We start from the raw sequence: 25,245 nt of genomic DNA on the forward strand, positions 1-25,245 counted from the left end.
TTTTGATTGATTGACGATAAAAAGATCTAAAATGAGAAAATCTTACGCTATTAGAGTTTCTCATTCAGTGTAGAAAACGTCGAATTATCATTATAAGTCAACGTATTATCTAACAAAAAAGAAACAAAACTTTTTTATTATATTATTTTAATTCTTGTACAAGAATTGTAAGATTTTTTCCAAAAAAACAGTATTTGACTTTATTCTACAAAAGAAACTCTCCTAAAAGAGTATAGAGTGTCATTATTTTCGACTTTTTGTGCACAAAGTATCTGTTGGACATCTTACAGTTGTCAATATAATGTGATGCAGTCTAAAAAGACAAAATAACGTTGGAGATAATTTCAGCATGAAAAAAATTGAAGCCATTATAAAACCTTTCAAACTTGATGAAGTGAAAGAAGCGCTTCAAAAAATTGGGTTACATGGTATTACAGTAACAGAAGCGAAAGGTTTTGGTCGTCAAAGGGAACATACAGAACTTTATCGTGGCACGAAATATGTTGTTGACTTTCTACCTAAAGTAAAGATTGAAATTGTTGTGTCCGATGAAAAACTAGAACAAACTGTTGATGCAATACGTAAAGCAGCTCAAACAAAACATATAGGAGATGGAAAGATATTTGTCTTTTCCATTGATGATGCCATTCGTATAGGCACGGACGAAACCGGTATCGATGCCCTTTAATAAATAACGAGAAAATTCACTTTTTTATCTATCTCAACGCCATATTAAGGAAATTGAATATGACAACCGCATCAGATATTATCAAACAGATTACAGACAACGAAATCCGTTTTGTTGATTTACGTTTTACTGATCCACGAGGAAAATTGCATCACATTACAATGGATATCGCAGAGATCAGCGAAGATACTTTTAGTGATGGTGTCATGTTTGATGGTTCTTCAATTGCTGGTTGGAAAACAATTAATGAATCTGACATGGTTTTAATGCCAGATCCAGAAACAGCACATATTGATCCTTTTTTTGCTCAATCTACTTTGGTCATATTTTGTAATGTACTTGATCCTGTCTCTGGTGAATTTTATCGTAGAGATCCTCGTTCTATTGCCAAAAGGGCTGAGGTTTATATGAAATCTTTAGGCATTGGAGATACAATCAATGTAGGTCCAGAAGCAGAGTTTTTTATCTTTGATGATGTGCGCTATAAAACGGATCCTTACAATACAGGGTTTAAACTCGATTCAAGTGAACTTCCCTCCAATGATGATACGGAATATGAAACAGGCAATCTAGGACATCGCCCACGAATAAAGGGGGGCTACCTTCCTGTTCCGCCGATTGATTCCTGCCAAGATATGCGTTCTGAAATGCTCACAGCACTCAAAGATATGGGCGTACAGGTCGAAAAACACCATCACGAAGTAGCAGCAGGCCAACATGAATTGGGTATTCGTTTTGATACACTCGTTCGCGAGGCTGACAAGATGCAAATTTTTAAATATGTTGTACATCAAATAGCAAACAGTTATGGGAAAACAGCAACCTTCATGCCAAAACCAGTTTTTGGTGATAACGGCTCTGGAATGCATGTTCACATCTCCATTTGGAAAGATGGCAAACCCATTTTTGCAGGAAATGAATATGCCGGACTATCAGAAACCTGTTTATTTTTTATCGGTGGTGTTATTAAGCACGCAAAAGCAATCAATGCTTTTACCAACCCATCCACAAACTCCTATAAACGTTTGGTTCCTGGTTATGAAGCCCCTGTTCTTCTTGCCTATTCAGCACGTAATCGTTCTGCATCTTGCCGTATCCCAATGAGCTCCTCACCAAATTCAAAACGCGTAGAAGTTCGTTTTCCAGACCCAACAGCAAATCCCTATTTGGCATTTGCAGCACTTTTAATGGCTGGTCTTGATGGCATCAAAAACAAAATTCATCCCGGACATGCTATGGATAAAGATCTTTATGATCTTCCCTTAAAAGAACTCAAAGAAATCCCTACTGTTTCAGGAAGTCTGCGTGAAGCGCTTGAAGCACTTGACAAAGATCGTGGCTTTCTTAAAGCTGGCGACGTTTTTGATGATGATCAGATTAATTCCTTCATTCAAGTAAAGATGCAAGAAGTCTTGCGCTACGAAACAACACCCCATCCTGTTGAATTTGACATGTACTATTCTGTTTAAACAATCAATACGCATTCTTTTGATTTTTAAAATGGAGGCAAAAGCCTCCATTTTTGTGGATATTCTTCTCATGCAAAAGCGCAAGAGGCTTTTTGCTCATCTGCTTTTCCTTTATAATGTGTTGAATCTCTTCAAATGAATTAACAAGGTTTCTAATGCCGCGAATTTGTTTTCTCGTTCCCCTTCTTTTATGCATTGTCTTTATCACATCAACAACTCAAGCATATACAATAACCAATCAAAAACTCACTGCCCTTGAAAAAGCGACATCCGCTTATAGTAAAGCACTTAAAAATGCCGATGCAAATGCCATCTTAAATGCTATTCCTCCCCAAATCATCAACCGTTTAACCGCCAAAAAAAATCTTAGTCAATCACAATTTCGACAAATCATGAAAAGCCAAATAGAACGGTTGGCAGAAAGTTACAAGATTGAAACGATCAACATTGACCAAAAACAAAAACGTGAAGGTACACTTGATAATGGCACCCCTTATTTTGTTATACCCGTGGAACTTGTAACCACAACAAATGCTGGAAAAAAGTGCTCTATTCACACTGAAATTATTGCCCTACTTCACGATAACCAATGGTATTTTATCCGCGGTAATGACGAAACGCTCTTAAACATAACCAATGAACTATTTCCTGGACTTGAAAAAGTAAAAATCAATCCTCAAAAAGTCACAAAAATACTCTGAGCGAAAAGAATGCACGTAAATAAAAGATTTACCCCTATAAGCAAGTTGTAACAATTGTAGCCGCAGCCTTAAATTCAACTTTTTTATGAGCACGACGCACCATTGTTTCTTTATCTATTCCCCATTGTTCCATCATCCAATCTTCATCTAAATGAGCAATAGACCAAGCATGATCAGCATCAATATTTCCCGCAGCAACAGCAAGAGCAATGAGAGCAGATCCCGTTAAGGTTGTCATCATATGAAGTGCAGCAAGCATATAAGGAGACTCAACGCTACGTAAATAATAACTCACAGCTTGAAGTGCTTCTGGTGATTGTTCCACATGCATCAGCCCTTCTGTCAAATAAAACCTTGAACCCAGTTTTTTTTCTGCCCAATCTAATAAAGGATCCCATTGTTCAGATTGTTTTTGCACCAGCTCTTTAGGTGTCTGTGCACGATAAAAGATCATATCACACGCAACGAAACGCAATAAATCTTCAAAAACAACCTGCATATCATCAGCAATACCATCAATAACAGTATTAACCAAACGCGTCATCGGCATTTTTACAGGATCAACAACGTGCTTTTGGCTCTCAAATTCTTGAGCAACGTATTCAGCAAACACTTCTGTTGGCACATGAAAACGACGCCTTGCAGGCGTTTTAACGGGACGTTCATCTAATAAGATAGTAAAACTCCCTTCCTCACAAGCAATCTTCACTTGTCTATAAAATCGTTTTGGGTGCGGCTGACATGAAAGATTTTGAATCTTTTGAACAGAACTCTTTTTATTCTTATTCAATGGCATATCAAAATGATCCAAAATCTCACGCATATTTGTTTACCTCTGATCTTTTCAAGAAAACGAATGTTTTATATACTTTAATAAAATTTAATCCGACCTTCCCATGCCTCAAAGAAGGAAAAAGACCTTGCCAATCCCAATCTGATTTAAGAGTTATATTTCATGTTTCTTTTACAAACAAGACAATGATAATATCTTTTCATATATTCAATACAGTCATGACTATAGAATAATTTTTAAAATATTATCTTAATTAAAAAGCTGAATATATTGAATTTGATTGTAAAAGTGTTCACGCTTTACCACTTTTCTCATTATCCACCTACAATAATGTTATCGATACGGACAGCTTCAAAAACAATTTTTGCAAAATATTAAAACAAAAAAGTTCATCATCAAAAAAATGATAGAGCAGTACGGTTTACGTGTCATTCACCTTCGCTTAACCATTCCAATAATTCTCTAACATATCCAATAAATACCCTGCATAGAATTTTTCCTGCTCAATTACTATCCTAAACGACGATGTTTTATGGCATAATAGGATAATGATAAGGCTAAATTATATCACAATTTTCTTTCACATATACATATATTTTGTAAATCACTAAATTATTTAACTTATTTTTATTGATATACTTCACATATTGCACTATATTAAATATATTCTTATACTTAAAAAGTATATAAGTCATACAATCTGAAAATAATACTTTTATCTATACACTTGGTCCTACAGATACTAACTGCACAGCTGCAGCACAATAGTGGCTTGACAATCACAATCAAAATATTTCTTCTGCTGATTTAGAATCACGTATTATCTTATACGCAACTCTTAAAAGAGCCTTTAATGAACTTGCTCAGAAAAAGGATGGATATCTCTTAAGCTGTGCTGCTTACCCTGATTTGCATACACTCATATTTACCCGTTTAAGTAATATGCAATTATTTGACAGCTTTATCATGCCTACTCACTCTATGGTTTTAGCTAAACGCAATAACATTGATGAAATTAAAACCGTAGCGACTCATCCTGCCCCGCAATCTCTGGTAGCTCATCAATATGACAAAGTATTTGCCAACAGCAATGCTGATGCAGCCGTTCTTTGTAAGGCTGAAAAAGCCGATGCTTGTATCACAACATCGGTTGCGGCAAATCGCTATAGGCTGAGTATTGTCGAAAATTTTGGACAAGTGCCAATGGCCTTTTTGCTCCACTCACTAAAGTCAACTAATCATGAAAAAATCTGAAGCGCTTCTTTCCATTGTTAACTTGGTTGACAAATTCCGTATGCGCCAAGAACGAGATGGGAGCATTAAGGAACCAACTTCGGTAGATAGTAATATGATCAATGAATTGATTACTCTGCTGAACCACCATGCCAATATTCTTGACGGATTATCTCCAAAACTTTTAGCGACCATTTCTGATGATCTTCATCAGTGGATGATCAGCGGTTTAACGACCCCTCCTAAATTTGATAACACTTTGGCTGCTTTCAAAGCCCCATTACCAGATGCTCCCTTGTTTTTCTTGGCTCCAATGCGTGCAACAAATGGACCTGATCCAGAAGGATTCCAGCTGGAATTAGTTACAGGATATCGTCATGAAACGGACTATCTTGCTGACGCCTCAAAATATACAAATAATTATGTATCACCATTTCAATGTATAAAAATGGGAATAGCGTCAAGAGGTTTTTTAGAAGGCAATTGCATTGTTCTATTCCCAGAATCTGTAGCGACTGCTAAGAAAATTGATAAGCAAGCATTTGCTTTGTTTTTTTTCAGTAAATTCTTTGATATTTACAACAAGCAAACAACTGTGGAAGCTGAACGTTTACTCGGTCGAGATAGTAAATTTCTGTTCGGTCAATTGCATAGTCGTAACTTATCTAAAGAAGACATTTACGATGCTCGCTGTTTGTGGGGCTATTACCATGACTATGCACATCATACTGGACCGCGGCCATTAGATAAAAATCTGTATATAAAATTAAATTGGTTCACAGGTCTTCTAGAAGAAACTAAAGTTGATTTAATTACAGTGCGTATTATGCTACAAAATCATCCAAAATTTTGGAAAGAAATAACTGAATTTATCCTATTAGAACGCATATTCCGTTATCCAAAAGATTCTGATCAGCATATGACATTCGATGCTGGTACAGGGATCTTGCTTTTTGAAATGTTAACGCGGAACAAAGCATTGATTGAAACAAATCAAGGTTATCTTCAATTTGATTTGGAGCGTCTTGAAAAAGTAATAATATTGATGATAGCAGATATAGAAGCACTTGAAACATTAGATGATGACGCTTATTTGGCAGGAGCTAAGGATTATATCCAAAATAATCTTGGTAAGCCGCAAACTTCACAGTCACGATTTAATTTTTCAACATCATATTATGCACAGCGAGTGATTAGGGGATTAAATCATTGAGTTTTATAAAAGGACGGTTACTATTATTTACTTTTGCCATTCTAGCATTGTTTTCCATAAGTTGGTTATTATCTAAGAATTTGGTTAGCAATATACCCGTCATGCATGCGGTTGGACTTAGGTTGTTTGCCACCGCTGCCACCTTATGGCTGATTGCAGTATTTCGTGAGAAAGCTGTTTTCAGATCCCTACCATTGCTTTCCATGATACCTTCTTTTTTAATTCTATCAGTGTTAGGATTCTCGTTATATTTTGTATGCAGCTTTGGTGCATTAAAATCGCTCAAAGCCAGTGATTTAACTATGGCTCTCGCTACTATTCCAGGTATTACCTACATATTGGGTGCACTGACGAATAGCCTTACGTTCTCATGGTTAAAACTTATCGGTATGATAATTGTCAGTGTAGCAGCTATAGCATTTAATATAAACAGTGCAGAGGGTGGATATTACAGCCTAATAGGAATAGCTCTTGCCTTAACAGCAGCACTTTCTTACTCTGCTTATGGCTTATTGTCTAAACGTTATCTTGAAAATCTACCTTTGCTCACCTCACTGGCTTGGATCACGACAATTTCTGCAGCATCATTTATGCCATTATTTATTTTTGATCCTACCCCACTCTTATATCTTAAGTTAGAAGACATACTTAGGATATTGATTTTAGGAGCTTTTTTATCATCACTAGGTTACGTATTGTACCAAAAAGTTTTAGCCGAAAGAGACGTATTATACACCAATACTATCGGCGTATTAGCTCCTTTTGCAGTCGTAGCATGTGAACGGATAATCGGTTCGAGCACTTCTCTAAGTGCTCTCAAAATAATTGCTATGATTGTAGTTGTTATAGGGATAATACTCTTAATTTATAGACGCGTCAAAAGTATCTGGATAGCAACTAAAACACCGTTCCAAAAATTCTAAATTATAAGGAAAAAATAAAATGAAAAAACTGGCGTTAGTATGTCAGCGTAATACAAAAATACCCTTTATATTTGAAGCTGCAAAAGCAGCTAACATCGAATTAATAATGATTTATGATATTGCTGAAAGTGCACCTATTCAGCTACCAGCGGCAGTAACCTCAACTTGGCAACTTCCTGTTTTTGATAATCCAGAGTTAGCCCTAGACGCTTTTGCAGCCGGAGTGAAAGAACGCAATATTGGTGGAGTTATGACCCTTTTCGAAAAAGCCATCCTATGGACAGCTTTAGCTGCAAAAAAAATCAATACTCCCAGTATTGAGCCAGAAGTAGCGGCATTAACCCGAAACAAATATCTAATGCGTCAAGCTTTTGCTAAAGCAGGGCTGAGAACACCAAGATTTTTTTATATAGATAATCCAGAAGATCTATCACAAGCTCATACTTTAGGCTGGCCGCTAGTCATTAAACCCGTTTCTGGAGCCGGTAGTATAGGCGTAATGTTAGCTAAAAATTCTGAAGAATTTCCTGATCTCATCAAAGCGGTATGGAATGTTCAGCATAAAGATATGGCACGTTTCAACGATAACAATAAATCTTTAGGTTTAGTAGTAGAACAGTATTTACCAGGAAAAGAGTTTGTTGTGGAATGCTTTGTCGATGCAGCAGGTGTGCATGTTCTAGCTATTGGAGACAAGGGACAGCCTGAAGGACCATGGTTCGAAGAAACAATTTATCGTCAACGCCGTGATATAGATGATCCTTTAATTATTGCTTTATGTGAGGCTGCATGCTCTGGAGTTAAAGCTCTTGGTATAAACATGGGAGCTGCCCATGTAGAGCTACGCTTAGATGCTAATAACTTACCTTATGTAATTGAGATCGGCGCTCGTATAGGTGGGTCAGGTGTTTCCCATTTTATTGTGGAGCAAGGTACAGGGATTTCATTTGCAAAACTATGTATGAATGCCGCTTTAGCTGAACAAAACTTAGACCTTCCCGATATACTCCCAGCTGAAAAAGTGGCGGCAAATTACATTATTCCTCTTCGTGGTCATGGAAGGTTTTCCGGATTTTCAGGTCTAGATAAGGTTGCACAGCATCCACTAACTGCTAGAACTATCATTTTCTTTGAAACCGATCATATTTCACCACCTCCACCAGCATTCGGTGGATATCCTGGTTTTATTTTCTCTGTTCATGACTCAAACGAAGAAGCACGCAATTACCACAAATGGCTCGATGACACCTTAAGCATCATATGGAAACACCATGTTTATCAATAGTCCGATAAAGATATTTCTACTGACGCTCAACTTTGATATAAATCTTATCGATACAAATGAAGTCACAATGCGAATGCGATTGCCTAAAACTTTGCAAACATTTTCCCATTAAAGATGCATATTTCAAAAACCAAGAATTGAGGAAGATATGACCTACTTTTACACCCCATTTTAATAAAAGCTCTTCAATATTTCTATATTTGAAACAATAATGAAAACTTATAAACGACTTTTTTGATACGACCAATTTCTTCTCCCCATATCTCAAAGAAGAAAAGAAAGATCTTACCGCCTCCACTCTAATTTAAAAGTTATATTTCATATCTATTTCACAAATAAGACATGATCTTGTTCATATATTCAATACAGCTATTAGAGTAATTTTTTTAAAGGATTTGTCCTTAGAAGAACGGAAGATGTTGAATTTGATTGTAAAAGTGTTCACGTTTTACCACTTTTCTCATTATCCACCTACAATAATGCGATTGATACGAACAGCTTCAAAAATGCTTTTTACAAAATTTTAAAGCAGAAAAATGTGCATCATCCACGAAACGATAGAGCTCTATATTTTACATATCCCCTCCTCTGCTTAACAGCAAAAGCTCTTAATCAGCAACCAATATCTCCCTGCCTTTCATGATTGATATCAGCTACCTCAAATGACAGTACTTTACAGCATGATAGGATAATAATAATAATAATATTTTAAGAAGCTGATGACGAATACATCTCCAATATTTATAGCCCAAATAACACAAATAGATTTACAGTCTCATTGTAAATTTTTTTGAAGCATTTAAGCACCCCTATCAACCAGATAAAAAACAAATCAACGTGATCCTTTTATACTTATTAAAACACATGATGCCATTATTAAAAGAAGTGACTAAAATTCTGCACCATCAATGGTTTTAATCCCGACAATAAAACAAAACTTTAAAAATCACATTTATTATTTTTAAAACGATTTATTAAAAATGATAGCGCAAACCACCAGAAAAATGAACTCCAGAAAAACCAGCCTTGGTTAACCTATGCTGATAGCTAAGATCACTGTGAAGTGTAACTTTAGAAGAAAACTGCGCATTAATACCCAAACCTGTTTCTAAAGAAGAACCAAAAGAACCCAACTGGAAAACATCTTTAAAATGAACAAATTGTTTTTTACCAAAACGATTAGAAAGATGAATATTACCATAAAAACAAATGGTACGATCCTTTTCAGATGCTGAAAATGTTTTATTTAAACGCCCCCCAATACGCACCAACCATTGACCTATTTTTTTCATCTCAACATCAAATCCATCAATATCACGAAACTTATCAAATTGAAGATGTTGATAAATAAGCTGGAGTTGCGGATCAAAAATAAGATCTTCATATCCTGTCATAAACACTTTACCAGCAGAAAACGAAACGTTCAAAGGATTTGCTTTTAATGTCGCCGTTTTACCCCAAGCATGGGTAAGCACATCCCCTTTAAACAAACCATAAGATAAAAGACCATCTACATAAAAACCAGTGTTGTGTTTCACACTACCGTATGTCGTAAATGACCATTTATTAAACGTACTCTTTTGGCTTTGTTCCACGTTACGAGGTTGTAAGGAAAGCTTTCCATAGGTTCCCATAATCCCAAAAGATGTCGTACTATATGCGCTCTCTATTGTTTTGAGCAAAATGTCTGTTTTTATAGCGTTATAATCAACATTACCATCGTACCCATATTTAAGTGTAGAAAGATCTGAGACATAACGATAACTCCCACCATAACCGTGGACAGATAAAGCAAAATTCCCTTCAACTTTTAATAATTTGCGAGGAATAGACTGCGTAACTTGCAATTCCTTTTGTTGATTACTGATATCCATGAGTCCAATATGAAACAAAGCATTTGGTAACAAAAGATAGGTTGGAACTTGTGGAACAACCTCTCTGACCTTTAACTCAGAATGAGGGATAACAGACACTCCCAAAGAAGGCTGAATATACTTACTTTCAAGGCGAAAATCCCAAAAATCTCCATTTCCTTCAACCAATCTTTGAGAAATTTGTGCATTTCCAAGCGTAGAATTTGGACCATAAGCATGAAGATAATATTGATAAGGCAACCCCTCTAATGCAATATAAGCACGATTTAACTGAAAAGAATCTTCTGCCGCTTTTCCAGAAACCTGAATAAGTGAAATACTATGAGCATTTTCACCGGTTGCTATCTCCCCCTGATTTCCTGCAACAAATTGCACATAAACTGTCGTTTTTCCAGAAACATCGCCATGTATCAAAAGCCGATCAGTCTTTTTATTATCGAGCAAACCCTCACTACTGAAATGTGTATTGAGATAAATATCTGCCCTATCTTGCGCACTATAAACTTCTTTTTCTCCCTTCCCAATATGAAGTGTCTGATACTCCTGAAACATTGGAGTCTCAAAAGCAATAAAACTATCAGAAATTTTTACAAATGAAATAAATGAATTTGTGCGGTTTGCAACTTGCGAATCTATCTCTCTTCTTTTTGTCAAAAACCATTTTGATCCCCCTGTCAAATAAAGCTCAGCAATAGAATTATCGGCAACACGAGTCCCTCCTATCAATGAAGAAGAATCAGCCAAAATCGCTACAGCCCCCCCCTTTTCAACTGTTAATAATAAGTCACCAAAAATTTTTGTACCTTCTGTTACTCCAATATAACTACGACTGTTATTACTATGAACAGCTGTCCCATCTGGAACCTCAAAAATCGTCCTTTTCAAAAAGACAAACCCCTGTTCATACGCATTATTTTCCCCATCCCTCTCAAAATACATACCATGTTTGTTACCTATTGCTTTAATTGTTGAATCTTCAATATTAACCCGCGAAATTAAAATATTTCCTTCCCTGCCATTATTGGACAGTGTATTAGAATCTTGTCCAACTGTTAAAACATGAACATCCGTAGAAATAATATTAGTATTTTTTAAATAAACAGAGCCCTGATGTTTTACATTGAAAACTGTATGTGCAATCTTTTTATTTGTATTTTCATTGTCTTCTGTTTTTTGATATTTTGAAGTAATGGTAACACCATCTAAAGTCGCACTCCCCCCTCTCCCCACATAAAGCGCAGCAGCATCATTCACATCAATAAATCCGCTTTTCATCTGAATACCCGCATCAGCCCTAACGAAAAGAGCACTCTCTTGACCGATACCCAAACCTTCCACTTTAATTTTTGTATTCGTTAACGTAACAGATGCTCCTCGCTTCTCTGCATAAGCTGCAATCTGAGAAGCCTCAATTGTTCCACGATTAACCTCAATCATTCCACTATCAGCTTTAAGACCTATTGACACATTTTTAAAAGCTGAATCACTCAAAACAATTCTTCCCCCTTGTGATACAGAAACACCATAAATATCTTCTATACCCGCAGTAGCTTCAACCTCTACACGCATTGCCTGAATAACTGTATTTGGCTCCTGCACTACTATAGCAGCAGGCAACATGAGAGAACTACCCTCCCCATTCTTTTCTTTAACAGGTACCGTGAACTTATATACTTTATCACTAATTGTATGCTTTACACCATCACTGCATTTATAAGGCAATTTGTTTTCGTCACATAACAGTGATACAAATGCATGAGAATGCGCCTCAATATTTATATTTAATAAAAAAGAAAAAATAGCTGCTGTAAAAACACACAAATACAAGTGATTGTTAGATACCTTGGTTATCATTGTTTTTCAAAACTTTCTTTTTTTCAACAAAACAAAAAATGCTGGCAAAAAATAAAACCACGAATTAAGCACAATAAGAATAAAACAAACAAAATTATTTTATTTTTTCTGATAAATTATAGCGTTTCATAATATGTTTTGTATTTTATGTAAAGAAAGAACAAAAAGTTTAAAAATACCATTTAGGATGACAATCTTTTTAAAGAGTACATCCCAAGAACCACTGAGAACTGCAATACGAAATGCAAAAAAACTAATCTCAAAAAAACGCGAAAAAATGCAAATTTTTAAGAGATATAATATTCAATTTATCTCACCACCGAAAAATAAAAATATAACAAAATGAGAATAATTTTTAAGATCTAAACAATCAAAACGTTTTAATAAAAACACGACATAATGAGATATAGTATATGAAAGCTATAACAGCATCATTTCTTCAACTACAACAAAAAAATAAAAAATCGCACACTAATGTATAAGCTAATGTACACAGTTTCTGTATTAAAAATGCTAGATATCTAATAAAAAATTTGAATAAATAAATGTAATACTTTATAAATATATTATCTCAAAAAAATATCATAAAATGAAAAGATCTTTATATCAAAATTACTTGTATAATACTTTAGATCTTTTGATAAAATCTAAAATACAGTAAAACACTCACCATCTTGAAATTAAAAAACACCAAAATAAAATTTCATCAAAATCAGTTTTATGAAAGCTATCTGTTTATTATCGTTAAAGAAGATATTTTAGAAAAGCTATTATTTACCATTCTTTATATTGAATAAATTTCTCTAAACAACAACTCACTATCCTCCGCTATCATCATCTGACAACAACACTATTGCTAATCTCGTAGCTGCTGAATATAATTATATTGGAGACAAAAGAGCCGTATTTCTCTCTTCTTCCGTTTAATATTTTCATTCAATTATTGCTTTAAAATGAATATTCTACTGTTGATAATCACTTGTGCAAAGCTTTTTTTATTTACTAGCGTTTTTTATTATTCATCAAGACGTAACATCTTTTTCGTCTAATTGGTTACACCAAAAATATCATTATCTATAGCCTGCTGATACCTTACTACCATTAAATTGGCTAAAAATGAATCACTTTGTGATACTGATAAAAAATAAATTCTCTTTGAATGTTACGATTTGTATCGATAACCTTCTTTAGTCATGCATTCATAAATTGCTGCAAACTCACTTGCACACAAATCCATATTTTCAGGAAAAGCGTAGATCGGCTGCCTGCCACATTTGAACAGTGCTTGTGAGATCGTAGATTTATTGACATTGGACTTTTCTCATAATGCCAAGATCGATTGGGGGAGATTTGCTAACACATCCAGCAGCGCTTAATAAAATTATAACACTCAATAATTTCAATATTTTTCATTTCCCCTCCTTCAATATTTACGATAGAAAGGCTGAAAAGCTTGCTAGTATTTTTTCGCATGCAATATGGCTAGTACATTAAAAAAGCAACCTCGCCCCCCATGCGAGAAAAAGAACACGAGAATTATTGATTACAGAAACATCAACACCTAAGGTTGACATTCAGGTTGTTCTTTATGCTCTTTACAATGAGGACTATTCAAACGCCTCTCTACACTTCGCTGAGGAATAACTGCATCAGGCTGACAAATTGGAAGATGTTCATATTTCTCACACCACTTCACCCTTCCCAATTTATCTCGGAAACCTGCTTGGATCATACATGCATTCTCTGCCTCCTCAGCATTGAATTTCTCATCCATACTTGTTTCTGTATCAAGACGACCATCAAAATGCTGCACTCCGCATTCCAACAGAGCTTTTTTGATCTCAAGCTGATCTGCGCCGGGCTTTTCCCATGCATCTACGGCTGTTCGAGAAGGCTGCTCTTCGTAACATCCAGCCATAACAAATAAAGTTATCCCGCTTAATAATTTTAAAATATGCTTCATTTTCCTATCCTTGAGTAATTTTGATATTACGAAACAATCTATAAATTATTTTACATGCTGTTTTTTTATTTCCAAAACAATGATGGATATTATCAACCTTTATTATTTTTACCTTTCCGAAGATTATACCATTATTGTTATATCAAAAATACGGTAAAATTATTACTAAAATCATATTCTATCAACAGCATACCTATAATTATTATCAATATTTTGATTACAACAAAAATAGATATTTTTATATTATTGCGCCTACAGTTGTAGTACCCATAAATAAATAGCATTGAAATGGTGAATTAAGTCCCCCCCCCCGCACAGGCATGAGAAACATGAAGGTAGTGATTGTTGATCATCACCAGCAAAAATTAAGGCTGGCATTCAGGTGCGGTTTTATATTTTTTACAAAACGAGCTGTTCAAACGCTTCTTGACACTTCGTTGCGGGATAACAGCACTAGGACGACAAATGGGGAGGTTTTCATCTTTATTAAGTATAACACCAATATAGTCCTCCCCATTTGTAGTGGAATTTTGCTTGGATCATGCAAGAATCAATGGAAGCCTCTGCATTGAGGCTTAACTTTTTATTTTCTGGAAAGACATCATACGAGGTTGGCATGCCACATTCTAACAGTGCTTTTCCTACCTCAGTAAAGTCTGCTCCAAGCTTCTCCCAAGCACTCAAAACTCCTAGTGGGGCTTGTAGATGTTATATCCAGCGACCTTTAACAGAATGAGACCACTTAATAATTTTAAGTTTTGTTTCATTTTTTTCTCCATAAATAACCTAAACCTAAATTATCTAAAATCGAATAAATTGGCATAATATGAAGCGTTCCATACTACCTTGCACACGTATAAGGCGCATGACTATAACAATTCTAGGATCATAGCCCGCCTAGCGCTCTCCCCTCCTTTCGCATGGGAATTGCTGGTGGAAATAATACATAAGGGAACTCCGAGGGTACCTTATAAAAAGTAGGTGGATTGTGACCAAATCCTATACCAATGGGGTTAAGTAAATGATTTTGTAGGTAGACATGATCTTTTTCGCCATCATTTACGACATATAATGGATTCGCTATCGGTAGAGCCTTATCAGCTGTTCCAAAAAGATAGATATCTGTTTTCTTTGCTATATTGTGAATGCCACGCTTTTTAAAGTCACGCAATCCTTTACCTACTGTTATGGCACCTGGAGCTATGTGCACGAACAATCGCTGCTCTATTGCCATTTAGTCCGCCAATCAAACCATTGCCGATTTTGTGTTTCACATCCCCATGAGCAAAACGTTTTGCTACATCTCTTGTATCTTTTATGGTACCAAGAATGCCCACATTGACAGATCCTGTCACACCAGCAAAGGACTTTTCAGGCATCTCTTGTGTCTTAGAGATATCATAGTTTTCCGAAAGCGTGATATTATTGCCAGCATCGACGTTGACATCACACTCTGCCGAAACATTTGTCGGCTTTCATGTTTACATCATGATCAGCAGTAATCCGCACATCTCCGCGCACTTTGAAATAGGATTGAACGGAGGTATTTTCCTATTGATCGCCATTGTCTTTCACACTCGTAACCCCAAACACCAATAGAAGCACCGTTGCTCTTTTCAAACTGAAAGCCAAAGCCTGTGCGCTCTTCCTGTGTACTCGAACTATGATTATTGTGACCCACAAACACATTGACATCATGCGCTGCCGAAAGGTTAATACCCTCCCCTGCAAGATCAGAGTCTACTACGCTCACATCTTTTTTCTTGAGCGTAATGTTGATATTACAGTTAACATTGAGAGAAGAGCCTTGATGTTCAAAACTCTCTTTATTTTTTGTCTTTGTTTCGCTCCCGTATATCGAAACAAAATTTTTGCCTGAACCCACATCAAAACCTGTTGCATGCGTCTGTAAATGGCTGCTATGATGGTCTATCATGCCAACAATCGTCACACTTTCTCCCATTACATTGATATCTTGACCGGAAATCAGATGAGAAACAATAATCATAGCATCTCCGTGTAAATCCGTATCAATTTTGCCCGTTGCCTCAAGGATAGAGGAAATCGTTGTGATATGCGTTTCAGAGCTATTGGAAGATTTCTCGTGTAAAAAGCCACTTTCCGATGATTTTTTTGCTGATCGTAGTGTTCTTGAGCACCTTTTATAATAATATTGAATAATTTTGCACCACAATACAGTTGCGGAGTGCATTTTGTCCTTCTCCACTTGTGATAAAAATTACTCCCGTATCAATTTTATAAAAAATAAGTTTGATCCTTGCTCTTTTGCTCGCAATAACAACAAGAATCGTAAAACTATCACACGTTCATTGTTCTCTTTAATTTACTCTTCTTAATTTACTCTTCTATGAAATTTTATTGTGATACCTTGCTGCTCTTTATTGAAGTTTTTGCAAACACAATGATACAATGCCTCCAATGACTTTATTATCCACTATTTTCTACCAACGCCAATCCTCTTTGAGAAAAAAATAATAGAAATAAAAAACTTCTCCCCTTTACCCCATAACAACCAAAATATCCTTTTAAAGGACACAGAAGACTCCAACCCTTTTTTTCAAGAGAATACATCAAGAACTTTATCTTCGCTTCTAAAAGCAATAGTAGTTCCTTAAACAACAAAATTTAAACAACCAATTTTTTAAAGAGCTTATAAAACAATAAAAATAATTCTTACAATAACTTATCTTGTAAAACAGAAATCCATTAATGCGTTTGAAAAAAGATATCTGCCTATAATCTTGTCTCTAGTAAAATCCATTTGCGTTGTTAGGCATTTTAACATGAAAGACTTATATTGATTGCAGAGCTCACCATCAAAAAACGCCTAATATTTATATGATTTGGTCATTACCATAAGCAATGGCTCACAAAAACTCCCAAAGTAAAATAATAACGAGCAGATTTTCTTCAATCTAGATTATACTAATCTTTAGAGAATAACAATCAAACAACTCTTCTCCTGATAACATCAGCTATTTGTTTTGAGTTTAATCTCTATTTACATTTTATTGCAGTTTCTTTTGCTTAAAATTATAAAGTTTAAGTGCATAAAAACAAATAACAAGCCAAGCAATCCAACTAAAACCTATAATTAAAACTGGTCGTGTCTCATCAAAATACCATAAGAGAATAAAAATAAAAACCATAAATAAAATAGAAAAAATCGATCCTATTGGCCAAAATGGAATTGGAAATTTTAAACTATTCTGTGCTTCTTTAGGCATCTTAATTCGCATAAAAACTTGTGAAAGTAGAATCATCATCCACACAAAAACTGTCGCGAATGTTGCCATTGCAGCAATAAGAAAAAAAAGCTTTTCATGGTAAAAATAATTAAGGACAGCACCAAGAAGAAAAATACCGAAGATCATCAAAATAACAAAAATTGGTATACCATTTTTTGATAAATATTGAAACTTCTTTAAAGCATAACCTTCCTGCGATAAACCATGTATCATGCGACAAGCACCATACATTCCACTATTCATTGCAGAAATAGCCGCTGTAACAACAACAATATTTAAGATATTTGCCGCATATGAAATCCCAAGATTTTCAAAAATGGATACAAAAGGGCTGTCCATAAGACCAATCTCATTCCAAGGATAAAGTGACATTAAAATAGCTAACGTCATGATATAAAAAAGCAAAATACGAACTGGAGTAGAATTAATTGCCTTTGAAATTGTTTGATGAGGGTTTTGAACTTCCATGACTGCCATCCCAATGATTTCTATACCACCAAAAGCAAAGACAACAACACTAAAGCAAGCTAAAAAACCAAACCAACCATTAGGAAAAATACCACCATTCTTCCATAAATTATGAACAGTAACAGTAGAAGAAACTGCACTTTCACCCCAACCACAAAAAATAATTACTATTCCTAAAATAATCATTGCAATGATAGCAATAACTTTAATAGAAGACAGCCAAAACTCTAGTTCACCATATACTTCTACGGCAGCTAAATTAATACCCGTGATAATTAACGTAATACTAAATGCCCATACCCAAGGAGCAACATCAGGATACCAAAAACCCATATAAGTCGCAAAAGCTGTAATATCAGCCAAACCAACAAGAATCATTTCAAATACATATGTCCATCCCGTTAAAAAACCTGCTAATGGCGATATGTAATTTGCTGCATAACGTGCAAAAGAACCAGGCAATGGATTATGAATAATCATCTCTCCTAAAGCCCGCATAACCATAAAAATAGCTAAACCAGCAATACAATAGGCAATCAAAACACTTGGACCCGCAAGCTTAATTGCCTGTGCAGACCCATAAAAAAGACCTGTTCCAATAGCAGAGCCAAGAGCTAAAAAAATAACTTGGCGCTTACTCATACCTCGTTTCAGTTCATTTCGTGCCATTACTTTCCTTCTTTATTGAAATGTTGACGAAAATCCACACCACAATAACAGCTTTATGATAAATAAAGCCTCATGTTTCTCTTTCGAAGATATACTTTAAAAGCATTCAACAATAGCCTTCCAGGTGCTTTATCCTAGGCAATGAAAAATACTTTTATTGCGAATGATTCAGCTTTTTATAGCCTAAGTTTTGTATCATTTTATTGAAATTACGTGATAATAAAATTTTTTATAATTGTCATTTAACTCATTTTTATATTTTCTATTTTTCTGCAGAAAATGTGGGATTGAATGCAAGATAATGTAAACATTTTTATTCATAAGGATAATTTATTGTTTTATATATTGAATTGGCTCCTCAATATCATAAGATTTTCTCTTTTCCAAACCTGTTCATATTGAAGCAATCAAAACTTTTCGTTTACACATTCTAAGCGAGATTGACGTGTGAATAAAAAACACATAAAGAAAGAAATAAAAATGCCTTTTAATAAACTGTCTCAAGTACAAAAAGCTGTCGAAACTCGGAAAATAGATTATCTGATAGTATCAACTCGTATCTTCGTAACATAAAAAATAATGATGCACTATTAATCTTATACTTTTCACGAGAGTTTTTAGATTATACCAGTCACGGATGCAACCCTGACATGTAAGCTTAAGTATTGAGGAAATATTTTCTTAAAACAAACCCGTGTACGCAAAAAACAACACTGTTTTACATGAGAGGCATAAGCTTCCATTCATCATATGTGTTTTTCAAGGCTATAAATAAAAACCTTAAATTGATATCATCGTATTCAAGAGAAACATGCGTTAAACTTTCTATTAATACCGTATAAACCTTCTATACTTTTTAGTTTGTCACATCATCATAAATTGCATTCAACACCACGTGCACTCATTTTTAAAACCAATTGATATAGCTTAATCAATGATAAAGTGAATCTCGCCATTCCTCAAAGGCGTGAGAAATTTTAGCCCCAGCCCATCTTTTAAAAACTCCAGCCGCTTTAAATACAAGCTTTCCAAGCAAAAGAGCAACTGCGGCAAATATCATCTTTTCAACCTTTGGTCCAACAAGAGAGCGACTATTATTTCCACTTCTTTGATCTGAAACATTCATGATAGCTCCTCTTGTTACCTGAACAAAAATATCTTTCTCCTGTACCCATATAGCAATAAAACCACCCTGTTGAGATCTTCCTCTCCAAAAATTCGCGTGAGCCTCCACAATTTGCGAAAAACAAACAATGATTGCCATTAAAATACATAATAGACGATTTTTAGACATTTATTTTCCCTTTCTCGTGATTTAAAAGTACAAAAATTATAAACTATCTTTTAAAAAGAGAAATACTCAATAGAAATATTAATTTTAGTAAGTAATAATAAATATAATACACTCATTCATAAACTTATCTAAATTAGTTTATATCAAAAGATAAGCGTATTAAAGAGATAATTGTGAATAAACACAATACATAACAGCCAATAAATGGAAAAATATTTATTAATTATTATAAAGATATATTCATCATCTCTCCAATTTTTGTATAAAGAAATCTCATAATTAGGTCTCTCCTTCTCTTTTGAACTCAAAAATAAATATTATTTGGGTTCTAGTGAAGGAAAAATTGTTTCTGGTAAAATAGATAATAAGTGCCCTTCACGCACAAGTATATGTGCTTGATGAAGATCTGGAGCCAGATAGCGATCTTCCTTAAGAGAAGCAACATTTCTGCGTAAACATTCCATAACAGATTGCAAAAAAGCACTTGTTTTTAAAGGTGCACGATATTCAATTCCCTGTGCTGCAACAAGCGTTTCAATGCCAATAAGTGTAAAAAGATTTTCGCTCATTACCAATAACCGACGAGCTCCATGGCAAGCCATTGAAACATGATCTTCTTGATTAGCTGAAGTTGGTGTTGAATCAACGGAAGCAGGATGAGCCATTTGCTTATTTTCAGACATTAAAGCTGCTGCTGTTACTTCAGCAATCATAAAACCTGAATTAAGACCTGCATTATACGCTAAAAAAGCTGGAAGTCCATAAGAAACTGCTGGATCAACCATCAAAGCAATACGCCGTTGAGAAATAGATCCTATTTCACATAAAGCAAGAGCAATCTGATCAGCAGCAAACGCTACAGGCTCAGCATGAAAATTCCCACCTGATACAACTTCACCATTCCTTAAAATCAATGGATTATCTGTAACAGCATTTGCTTCAATAATCAGTGTTTTTGCTGCTGCTAGCAAAATATCAAAACATGCCCCCATGACCTGTGGCTGGCAACGTATACAATAAGGATCTTGTACACGCTCATCACCACGTAAATGTGCTGCACGAATTTCTGAATCCTCTACAAGCTTTTCTAATGTTTTCGATACAGCAATCTGCCCATGATGTCCTCGTAAAATATGGATATCAGGATGAAATGGCGCCGTTGATCCCATAATGGCATCTGTCGTCAAAGCTCCTGCCAGCAATCCACCACACAATGCCCGATAAGCTCGAAAAAGACCGGCAAGTGCAAGAGCTGTTGATGTTTGCGTCCCATTAATAAGAGCTAGACCTTCCTTTGCCTCTAAAATAATAGGGGACAATCCCGCTTTCTCTAATGCAACCGCTCCACTCATACGAATATTTTGAAAAAATGCTTCTCCTTCTCCCATCATAACAGCCGCCATGTGAGCAAGTGGAGCTAGATCACCTGAAGCACCAACAGACCCTTTTTCAGGAATGATAGGAATGACACCCTTTGCAAGCATATTTTCCAGCAAATTTACCAATTCTAGACGAACTCCTGAAGCCCCTCTTCCTAAAGAGATAAGCTTTAAGCTCATTATCAAACGCACAATATTTTCAGCTAAAGGCTCTCCTACCCCACAACAATGGGACAAAATAAGATTTCTCTGTAAAACAGCGACATCGTCCGCATCAATTTTAATAGAAGCCAACTTCCCAAAACCAGTATTAATACCGTACACAGGCTCACTTCCAGCAGCAATTTCAGCAATGCGCTGAGCCCCTTTCTCGATAGCTAAATGCGTGTCATTATGAAGTTTACTCACTTCACCATTAAAATAAATAGCTTCAAGTTCACTAAGCGTCACCTCGCTCGGTTTTAGTATAATAGTCATAATTTACTTTCTTTTTTAATCAAAGTATAATGTTTAGCATTATTGATCCTCCTATAAAACAAAAAAACTATAACGACTCTTTAAAACAAGAATGCTTTCTTAAAGGCATTCCTTACAATGGAGCCATTATCCAAAAGTAGAATAGTTGACGATAAATGAAAATGAAATATTGACAAGCACAACCAAGGTCATGGATTTCAAAAATAGATAACGCATTAATTTATAATCATAATCTAGCATTATTCATATTGAATGAGAAAGCCGAACATCTTAAGATTCTCCCATTCTAAATCCGTGTACGTTGAATCAGTCAAAACCATTCGCTTGCACGTCATAAGCGAGATTGGCGTATGGATAAGACTGTACAAAAAAGAACTAAAAACTCCTCTTATGAACCGTCTCAAAGGCTGTCGCAACATTGGGAGATGATAAAGTGTGTGATGGTGCAGGCTTATTCTTGTGTATGAAGCGTAAAGGGAGGACTCAATGAATTTATCATATGGATATATCATTAAGCTATTCCTACTAAACTTATAAAAATCTTAGATAGATAGCTGCCACAATCTATCATGATTGCAAAAATTAAACTCTATAGAAAATTAAAAAACTTATTTACACATCACAACATAGAAGAAATTAAGCTTATTTACCACTTCTTTGCCACTTCTAAAATTGTATTTAAAGCGCCATATTGAAACCTGAAAAGCACATCTTCAATAAAACCACACAAGGCTCGAGCTAACCCGTTATTTAAAATAAAAATAAGATGTAATAAGATGTCAATTTGAATGCTGAAGAAGAAAAAACTCTCCCTCCTCAAAATCTGCCTTAATAATGCGTTAATCTCCTGAATACCGCCTACTCTGATGTGCTAAAAGAGCAAAAGTAATCATCGATATCGGATTATCCTGCATACATATAGAGCTCACTTCGATACAAAAGCTCCAAATTACCTTGCACTTCATATTTCTTTATCAATGCAACCAATTGCCGCAAATATTCTTCCCCATAGCAAGCAATAGCGCGTTGCGCTTGCGTTGAAGAGCGGCTCATTCCAATAAAAGCTTCAGATGGGATCATCATCATCCAATTGTGCGTATGGAAAAAAATCTTTTCTGGATCTACCCCAAAGCCATCACTCATTTCCTGTAAAAAATCAAAATTACGATAATACCGAGAATAGTTCGGACTCATTTTCTCTAACAATGTCTCATAAGCCTCTAGAAATTCACTATGCTTGAAATCACGATTATTTTGAATAACAGCCATGACACCATTGACTCGAAGTTGATCTGAAACAGAACAAAGCAACTTAGGACGATCCGTCCACTGAAACGCTTGCGCTGCAATGACAAAATCGACCTCACCAATTTGAGGCAATAGGTCTTCGGCACGGCCCTGATACCACTGCACCGTAGGAAATTTTCTTCGCCCCTTCTTAATCATATCTGCCGATACATCGATAGCATGATATTGGTGCTCATTTCCTAAAAATTTAACAATTCCCTCTAATGCGATACCTGTCCCAGCCCCCACATCCACAATGGACAAATGCTTTTTGTTCTTAAAAGGATGGAGCATGGTTTTAAATAAAGTGAGAGGATAGCGAGGACGATAACGATCATAATCATTAGCCAATCCATCAAACTTTTCACTTTGCCGTTGAACACTTTCTATCACAGGATTTTCCCCTCTTTCACAATTACTACCATACATAATTAAAAACCCTTTTTTATCCGATGTATTAAGCATAACTTCTAAAGGAGGGAAAATAAGAACTGCCCTACCTTCTATCTTTCCATAAGATTGATGCTTAAATTTTTCCCTTTTTCAATTGTTATCTGCACGTTGTGAAACACAAAAAATACTACAAAAATATATAATTTTCTGTAATAATAATTGATATGAATATCATTGATCTTTTATAAGATGATCTCTATATTACCATTATTATTTTAATATCAACAAATCACTTAAGCGTGCCTAAAATGCATAGAGATGTCGGTTTATTGATAAATATACCTGTTTATAAAATTTAAAATACTTTCCACCAAAAAGATAAACCCTATATATTACATAAAATATCTGTGGAGGCATCTTTATGTTAAACGTACAAACTTCTTCAATGTTTAAAATATTAAAACAATTTTCAATCGTGATTTTTTTGGCATGGTTAGTCCCATTTTTAAGTGGGTGCGGATTTAATACGATACCAACAAATGAAGAAAAAGCACACGCAGCATGGAGTGAAGTGCTCAATCAATATCAACGTCGTACAGATCTCATCCCCAATCTTGTAGAAACAGTTAAAGCTTACGCAGCTCATGAACAAAGCGTTTTCACAAATGTAATTGAAGCACGTGCAAAAGCAACGCAAGTCAACATTAATGCAGATATGTTGAATAATCCAGAAGTGATGCAGCAATATCTCAAAAATCAAGCAAATTTATCAAGTGCACTTTCGCGGCTTATGGCTGTTGTCGAAAACTATCCGGATCTTAAAGCAAACCAGAACTTTCTTGCTCTTCAATCACAATTAGAAGGAACAGAAAACCGAATTTCCGTTGCACGCCGCGATTATATTGAAACAGTACGTGCCTACAATACTGCACTCAAAACAATGCCGACGATGATTTGGGCAAAGCTATGGTTTCGTGATGCTAAACCTATGCCTACTTTTACCATCGATACTGATAGCCAACAAACACCAAAGGTTAATTTTAATTAATGAAAATATTTCAACACTCTATACAACGTCGTACTTTTCTACGTTTATGGGTTCCTTTGAGTATTCTATATTTGATCATTGCATTGGGGAATGTCACTTACGCACACACTAAGTTTCCTCCCTTAACCGGCCATATCAACGATATGGCTCATTTACTTGATCATGCAACACAAAGAAATTTAACGGAAAAGCTAGCTACACTCGAAGAGAAAACAGGAGATCAAATCGTTCTTGTGACGCTCCCTACTCTTTCGGGCAATGATATAGAAACATACAGCAATTCTCTTTTTCGTACATGGAGATTAGGTCAAAAACAAATCAATAACGGCATATTAATCGTCATTGCACCAAATGAACGCAAAGCACGTATTGAGGTAGGCTACGGTCTGGAAGGAGAACTAACAGATGCCATTTCCTCTGTCATTATTAATAGCTTCATGATTCCTAATTTTCGTGAAGGAAATTATCAAAAAGGAATTGTCGAATCCGTTCACGCAATTATCAAAGTGATCACACAAAGTGATGCTGATTTTTCTTTTCGAATCAATCAAAAAGCTAAAGCTGTTGAAGAACAACGCAAACAAGCTGAAAAAGAAGAAATGATTATAAATACAATCACGTTTCTCATTCTCTTTATAGTCGTTGGTTTGCCCATTCTTGCTATGATTTTTGGTAAAAAAATAGGTCCACGAAAGTATCTTTGGCTGGGTATTGTCTTCACACCTTGGTTTTTAAACTTAAATGCGAGCGGTAGAGGTTCTGGTAGAATCTTTGGCGGACCTTCAGGGGGAGGAGGATTCAGAGGTGGTGGTGGATCATCAGGTGGTGGCGGTGCAACAGGAAGATGGTAAAACGAGCATAATGATTTTTTTAATAAAATTCATTGCACTTCTTATAAACTATCTCTTAATCCTGTTCTTTTTTTATTTTTCTGATTACAATACAAACTCAAACATCAAGATAAA

17 protein-coding genes and 2 pseudogenes are annotated in these 25,245 nt (G+C 35.3%); 9 read left to right on the plus strand and 10 right to left on the minus strand.

Annotated elements, in window-relative coordinates:
• The first annotated feature begins 349 nt into the window (after window positions 1-349).
• From ACFIJ7_RS04945 to ACFIJ7_RS04955, 3 genes are all read left to right on the plus strand, one after another.
• A complete protein-coding gene (locus ACFIJ7_RS04945; protein ID WP_015856528.1) occupies window positions 350-688 on the plus strand; it encodes a P-II family nitrogen regulator in 339 nt (112 codons plus the stop codon).
• A gap of 59 nt (window positions 689-747) precedes the next feature.
• The gene (gene glnA / locus ACFIJ7_RS04950) at window positions 748-2,157 is read left to right on the plus strand and encodes a type I glutamate--ammonia ligase (protein WP_015856529.1); all 1,410 of its coding nucleotides are present in this window, start codon (window positions 748-750) and stop codon (window positions 2,155-2,157) included.
• Window positions 2,158-2,312: 155 nt separating this feature from the next.
• A complete protein-coding gene (locus ACFIJ7_RS04955; protein ID WP_375635873.1) occupies window positions 2,313-2,858 on the plus strand; it encodes a hypothetical protein in 546 nt (181 codons plus the stop codon).
• Between the two features lie 34 nt (window positions 2,859-2,892).
• Here ACFIJ7_RS04955 and ACFIJ7_RS04960 read toward each other — a convergent pair whose 3' ends face one another.
• On the minus strand, window positions 2,893-3,681 hold the full coding sequence (locus ACFIJ7_RS04960) for an ATP12 family chaperone protein (protein WP_375635872.1): 789 nt from the start codon (window positions 3,679-3,681) through the stop codon (window positions 2,893-2,895).
• Window positions 3,682-4,593: 912 nt separating this feature from the next.
• Here ACFIJ7_RS04960 and ACFIJ7_RS04965 point away from each other — a divergent pair.
• From ACFIJ7_RS04965 to ACFIJ7_RS04980, 4 genes are read left to right on the plus strand one after another with little or no spacing between them, the layout of a single operon-like run.
• Window positions 4,594-4,905, plus strand: coding sequence for a prephenate dehydratase domain-containing protein (locus ACFIJ7_RS04965; RefSeq protein WP_375644746.1), 312 nt, complete (start codon window positions 4,594-4,596; stop codon window positions 4,903-4,905).
• A complete protein-coding gene (locus ACFIJ7_RS04970) occupies window positions 4,892-6,097 on the plus strand; it encodes a DUF6421 family protein (RefSeq protein ID WP_375644747.1) in 1,206 nt (401 codons plus the stop codon). Before ACFIJ7_RS04965 ends, ACFIJ7_RS04970 begins: the two co-directional genes overlap by 14 nt.
• Window positions 6,094-7,020, plus strand: a complete 927-nt coding sequence (locus ACFIJ7_RS04975; RefSeq protein WP_375644748.1) for a DMT family transporter — start codon at window positions 6,094-6,096, stop codon at window positions 7,018-7,020. The genes ACFIJ7_RS04970 and ACFIJ7_RS04975 overlap by 4 nt, the downstream gene beginning before the upstream one ends.
• Before the next feature lie 19 nt (window positions 7,021-7,039).
• Window positions 7,040-8,305, plus strand: coding sequence for an acetyl-CoA carboxylase biotin carboxylase subunit family protein (locus ACFIJ7_RS04980; protein WP_375635868.1), 1,266 nt, complete (start codon window positions 7,040-7,042; stop codon window positions 8,303-8,305).
• Window positions 8,306-9,279: 974 nt separating this feature from the next.
• Here the strand turns inward: ACFIJ7_RS04980 and ACFIJ7_RS04985 are convergent.
• The 9 genes and pseudogenes from ACFIJ7_RS04985 to ACFIJ7_RS05025 all read right to left on the minus strand — a co-directional run bounded on the left by ACFIJ7_RS04985 (window position 9,280) and on the right by ACFIJ7_RS05025 (window position 23,268).
• A complete protein-coding gene (locus ACFIJ7_RS04985) occupies window positions 9,280-12,033 on the minus strand; it encodes an autotransporter outer membrane beta-barrel domain-containing protein (RefSeq protein WP_375644749.1) in 2,754 nt (917 codons plus the stop codon).
• A gap of 1,561 nt (window positions 12,034-13,594) precedes the next feature.
• Window positions 13,595-13,996, minus strand: a complete 402-nt coding sequence (locus ACFIJ7_RS04990) for a hypothetical protein (RefSeq protein ID WP_015856534.1) — start codon at window positions 13,994-13,996, stop codon at window positions 13,595-13,597.
• A gap of 365 nt (window positions 13,997-14,361) precedes the next feature.
• A pseudogene (locus tag ACFIJ7_RS04995) lies at window positions 14,362-14,763 on the minus strand (hypothetical protein).
• A gap of 119 nt (window positions 14,764-14,882) precedes the next feature.
• Window positions 14,883-15,206 carry a hypothetical protein gene (locus ACFIJ7_RS05000; RefSeq protein WP_375635866.1) on the minus strand — a complete coding sequence of 108 codons (324 nt, stop codon included), beginning with the start codon at window positions 15,204-15,206 and terminating at the stop codon, window positions 14,883-14,885.
• A gap of 19 nt (window positions 15,207-15,225) precedes the next feature.
• A pseudogene (locus ACFIJ7_RS05005) lies at window positions 15,226-16,171 on the minus strand (hemagglutinin repeat-containing protein); the annotation flags it as partial.
• A gap of 854 nt (window positions 16,172-17,025) precedes the next feature.
• Complete coding sequence (locus ACFIJ7_RS05010; protein ID WP_375635865.1) at window positions 17,026-18,402, minus strand: amino acid permease; 1,377 nt, start codon at window positions 18,400-18,402, stop codon at window positions 17,026-17,028.
• 931 nt (window positions 18,403-19,333) lie between these two features.
• Complete coding sequence (locus ACFIJ7_RS05015; protein WP_375635864.1) at window positions 19,334-19,696, minus strand: hypothetical protein; 363 nt, start codon at window positions 19,694-19,696, stop codon at window positions 19,334-19,336.
• 317 nt (window positions 19,697-20,013) lie between these two features.
• Window positions 20,014-21,552, minus strand: coding sequence for a histidine ammonia-lyase (gene hutH / locus ACFIJ7_RS05020; protein ID WP_375635863.1), 1,539 nt, complete (start codon window positions 21,550-21,552; stop codon window positions 20,014-20,016).
• 903 nt (window positions 21,553-22,455) lie between these two features.
• A complete protein-coding gene (locus ACFIJ7_RS05025; RefSeq protein ID WP_375635862.1) occupies window positions 22,456-23,268 on the minus strand; it encodes a class I SAM-dependent methyltransferase in 813 nt (270 codons plus the stop codon).
• Window positions 23,269-23,653: 385 nt separating this feature from the next.
• Between ACFIJ7_RS05025 and ACFIJ7_RS05030 the strand changes: the two genes are divergently transcribed.
• Together ACFIJ7_RS05030 and ACFIJ7_RS05035 are read left to right on the plus strand one after the other, a co-directional pair.
• The gene (locus tag ACFIJ7_RS05030; RefSeq protein WP_015856539.1) at window positions 23,654-24,280 is read left to right on the plus strand and encodes a LemA family protein; all 627 of its coding nucleotides are present in this window, start codon (window positions 23,654-23,656) and stop codon (window positions 24,278-24,280) included.
• Entirely contained in the window at window positions 24,280-25,131 is an 852-nt protein-coding gene (locus ACFIJ7_RS05035; RefSeq protein WP_375644750.1) for a TPM domain-containing protein, read from the plus strand. The genes ACFIJ7_RS05030 and ACFIJ7_RS05035 overlap by 1 nt, the downstream gene beginning before the upstream one ends.
• Window positions 25,132-25,245: the final 114 nt, after the last annotated feature.

This window comes from Bartonella sp. MR100HLJHH (genome assembly GCF_042194215.1).
Classification (GTDB): Bacteria; Pseudomonadota; Alphaproteobacteria; order Rhizobiales; family Rhizobiaceae; genus Bartonella; species Bartonella grahamii.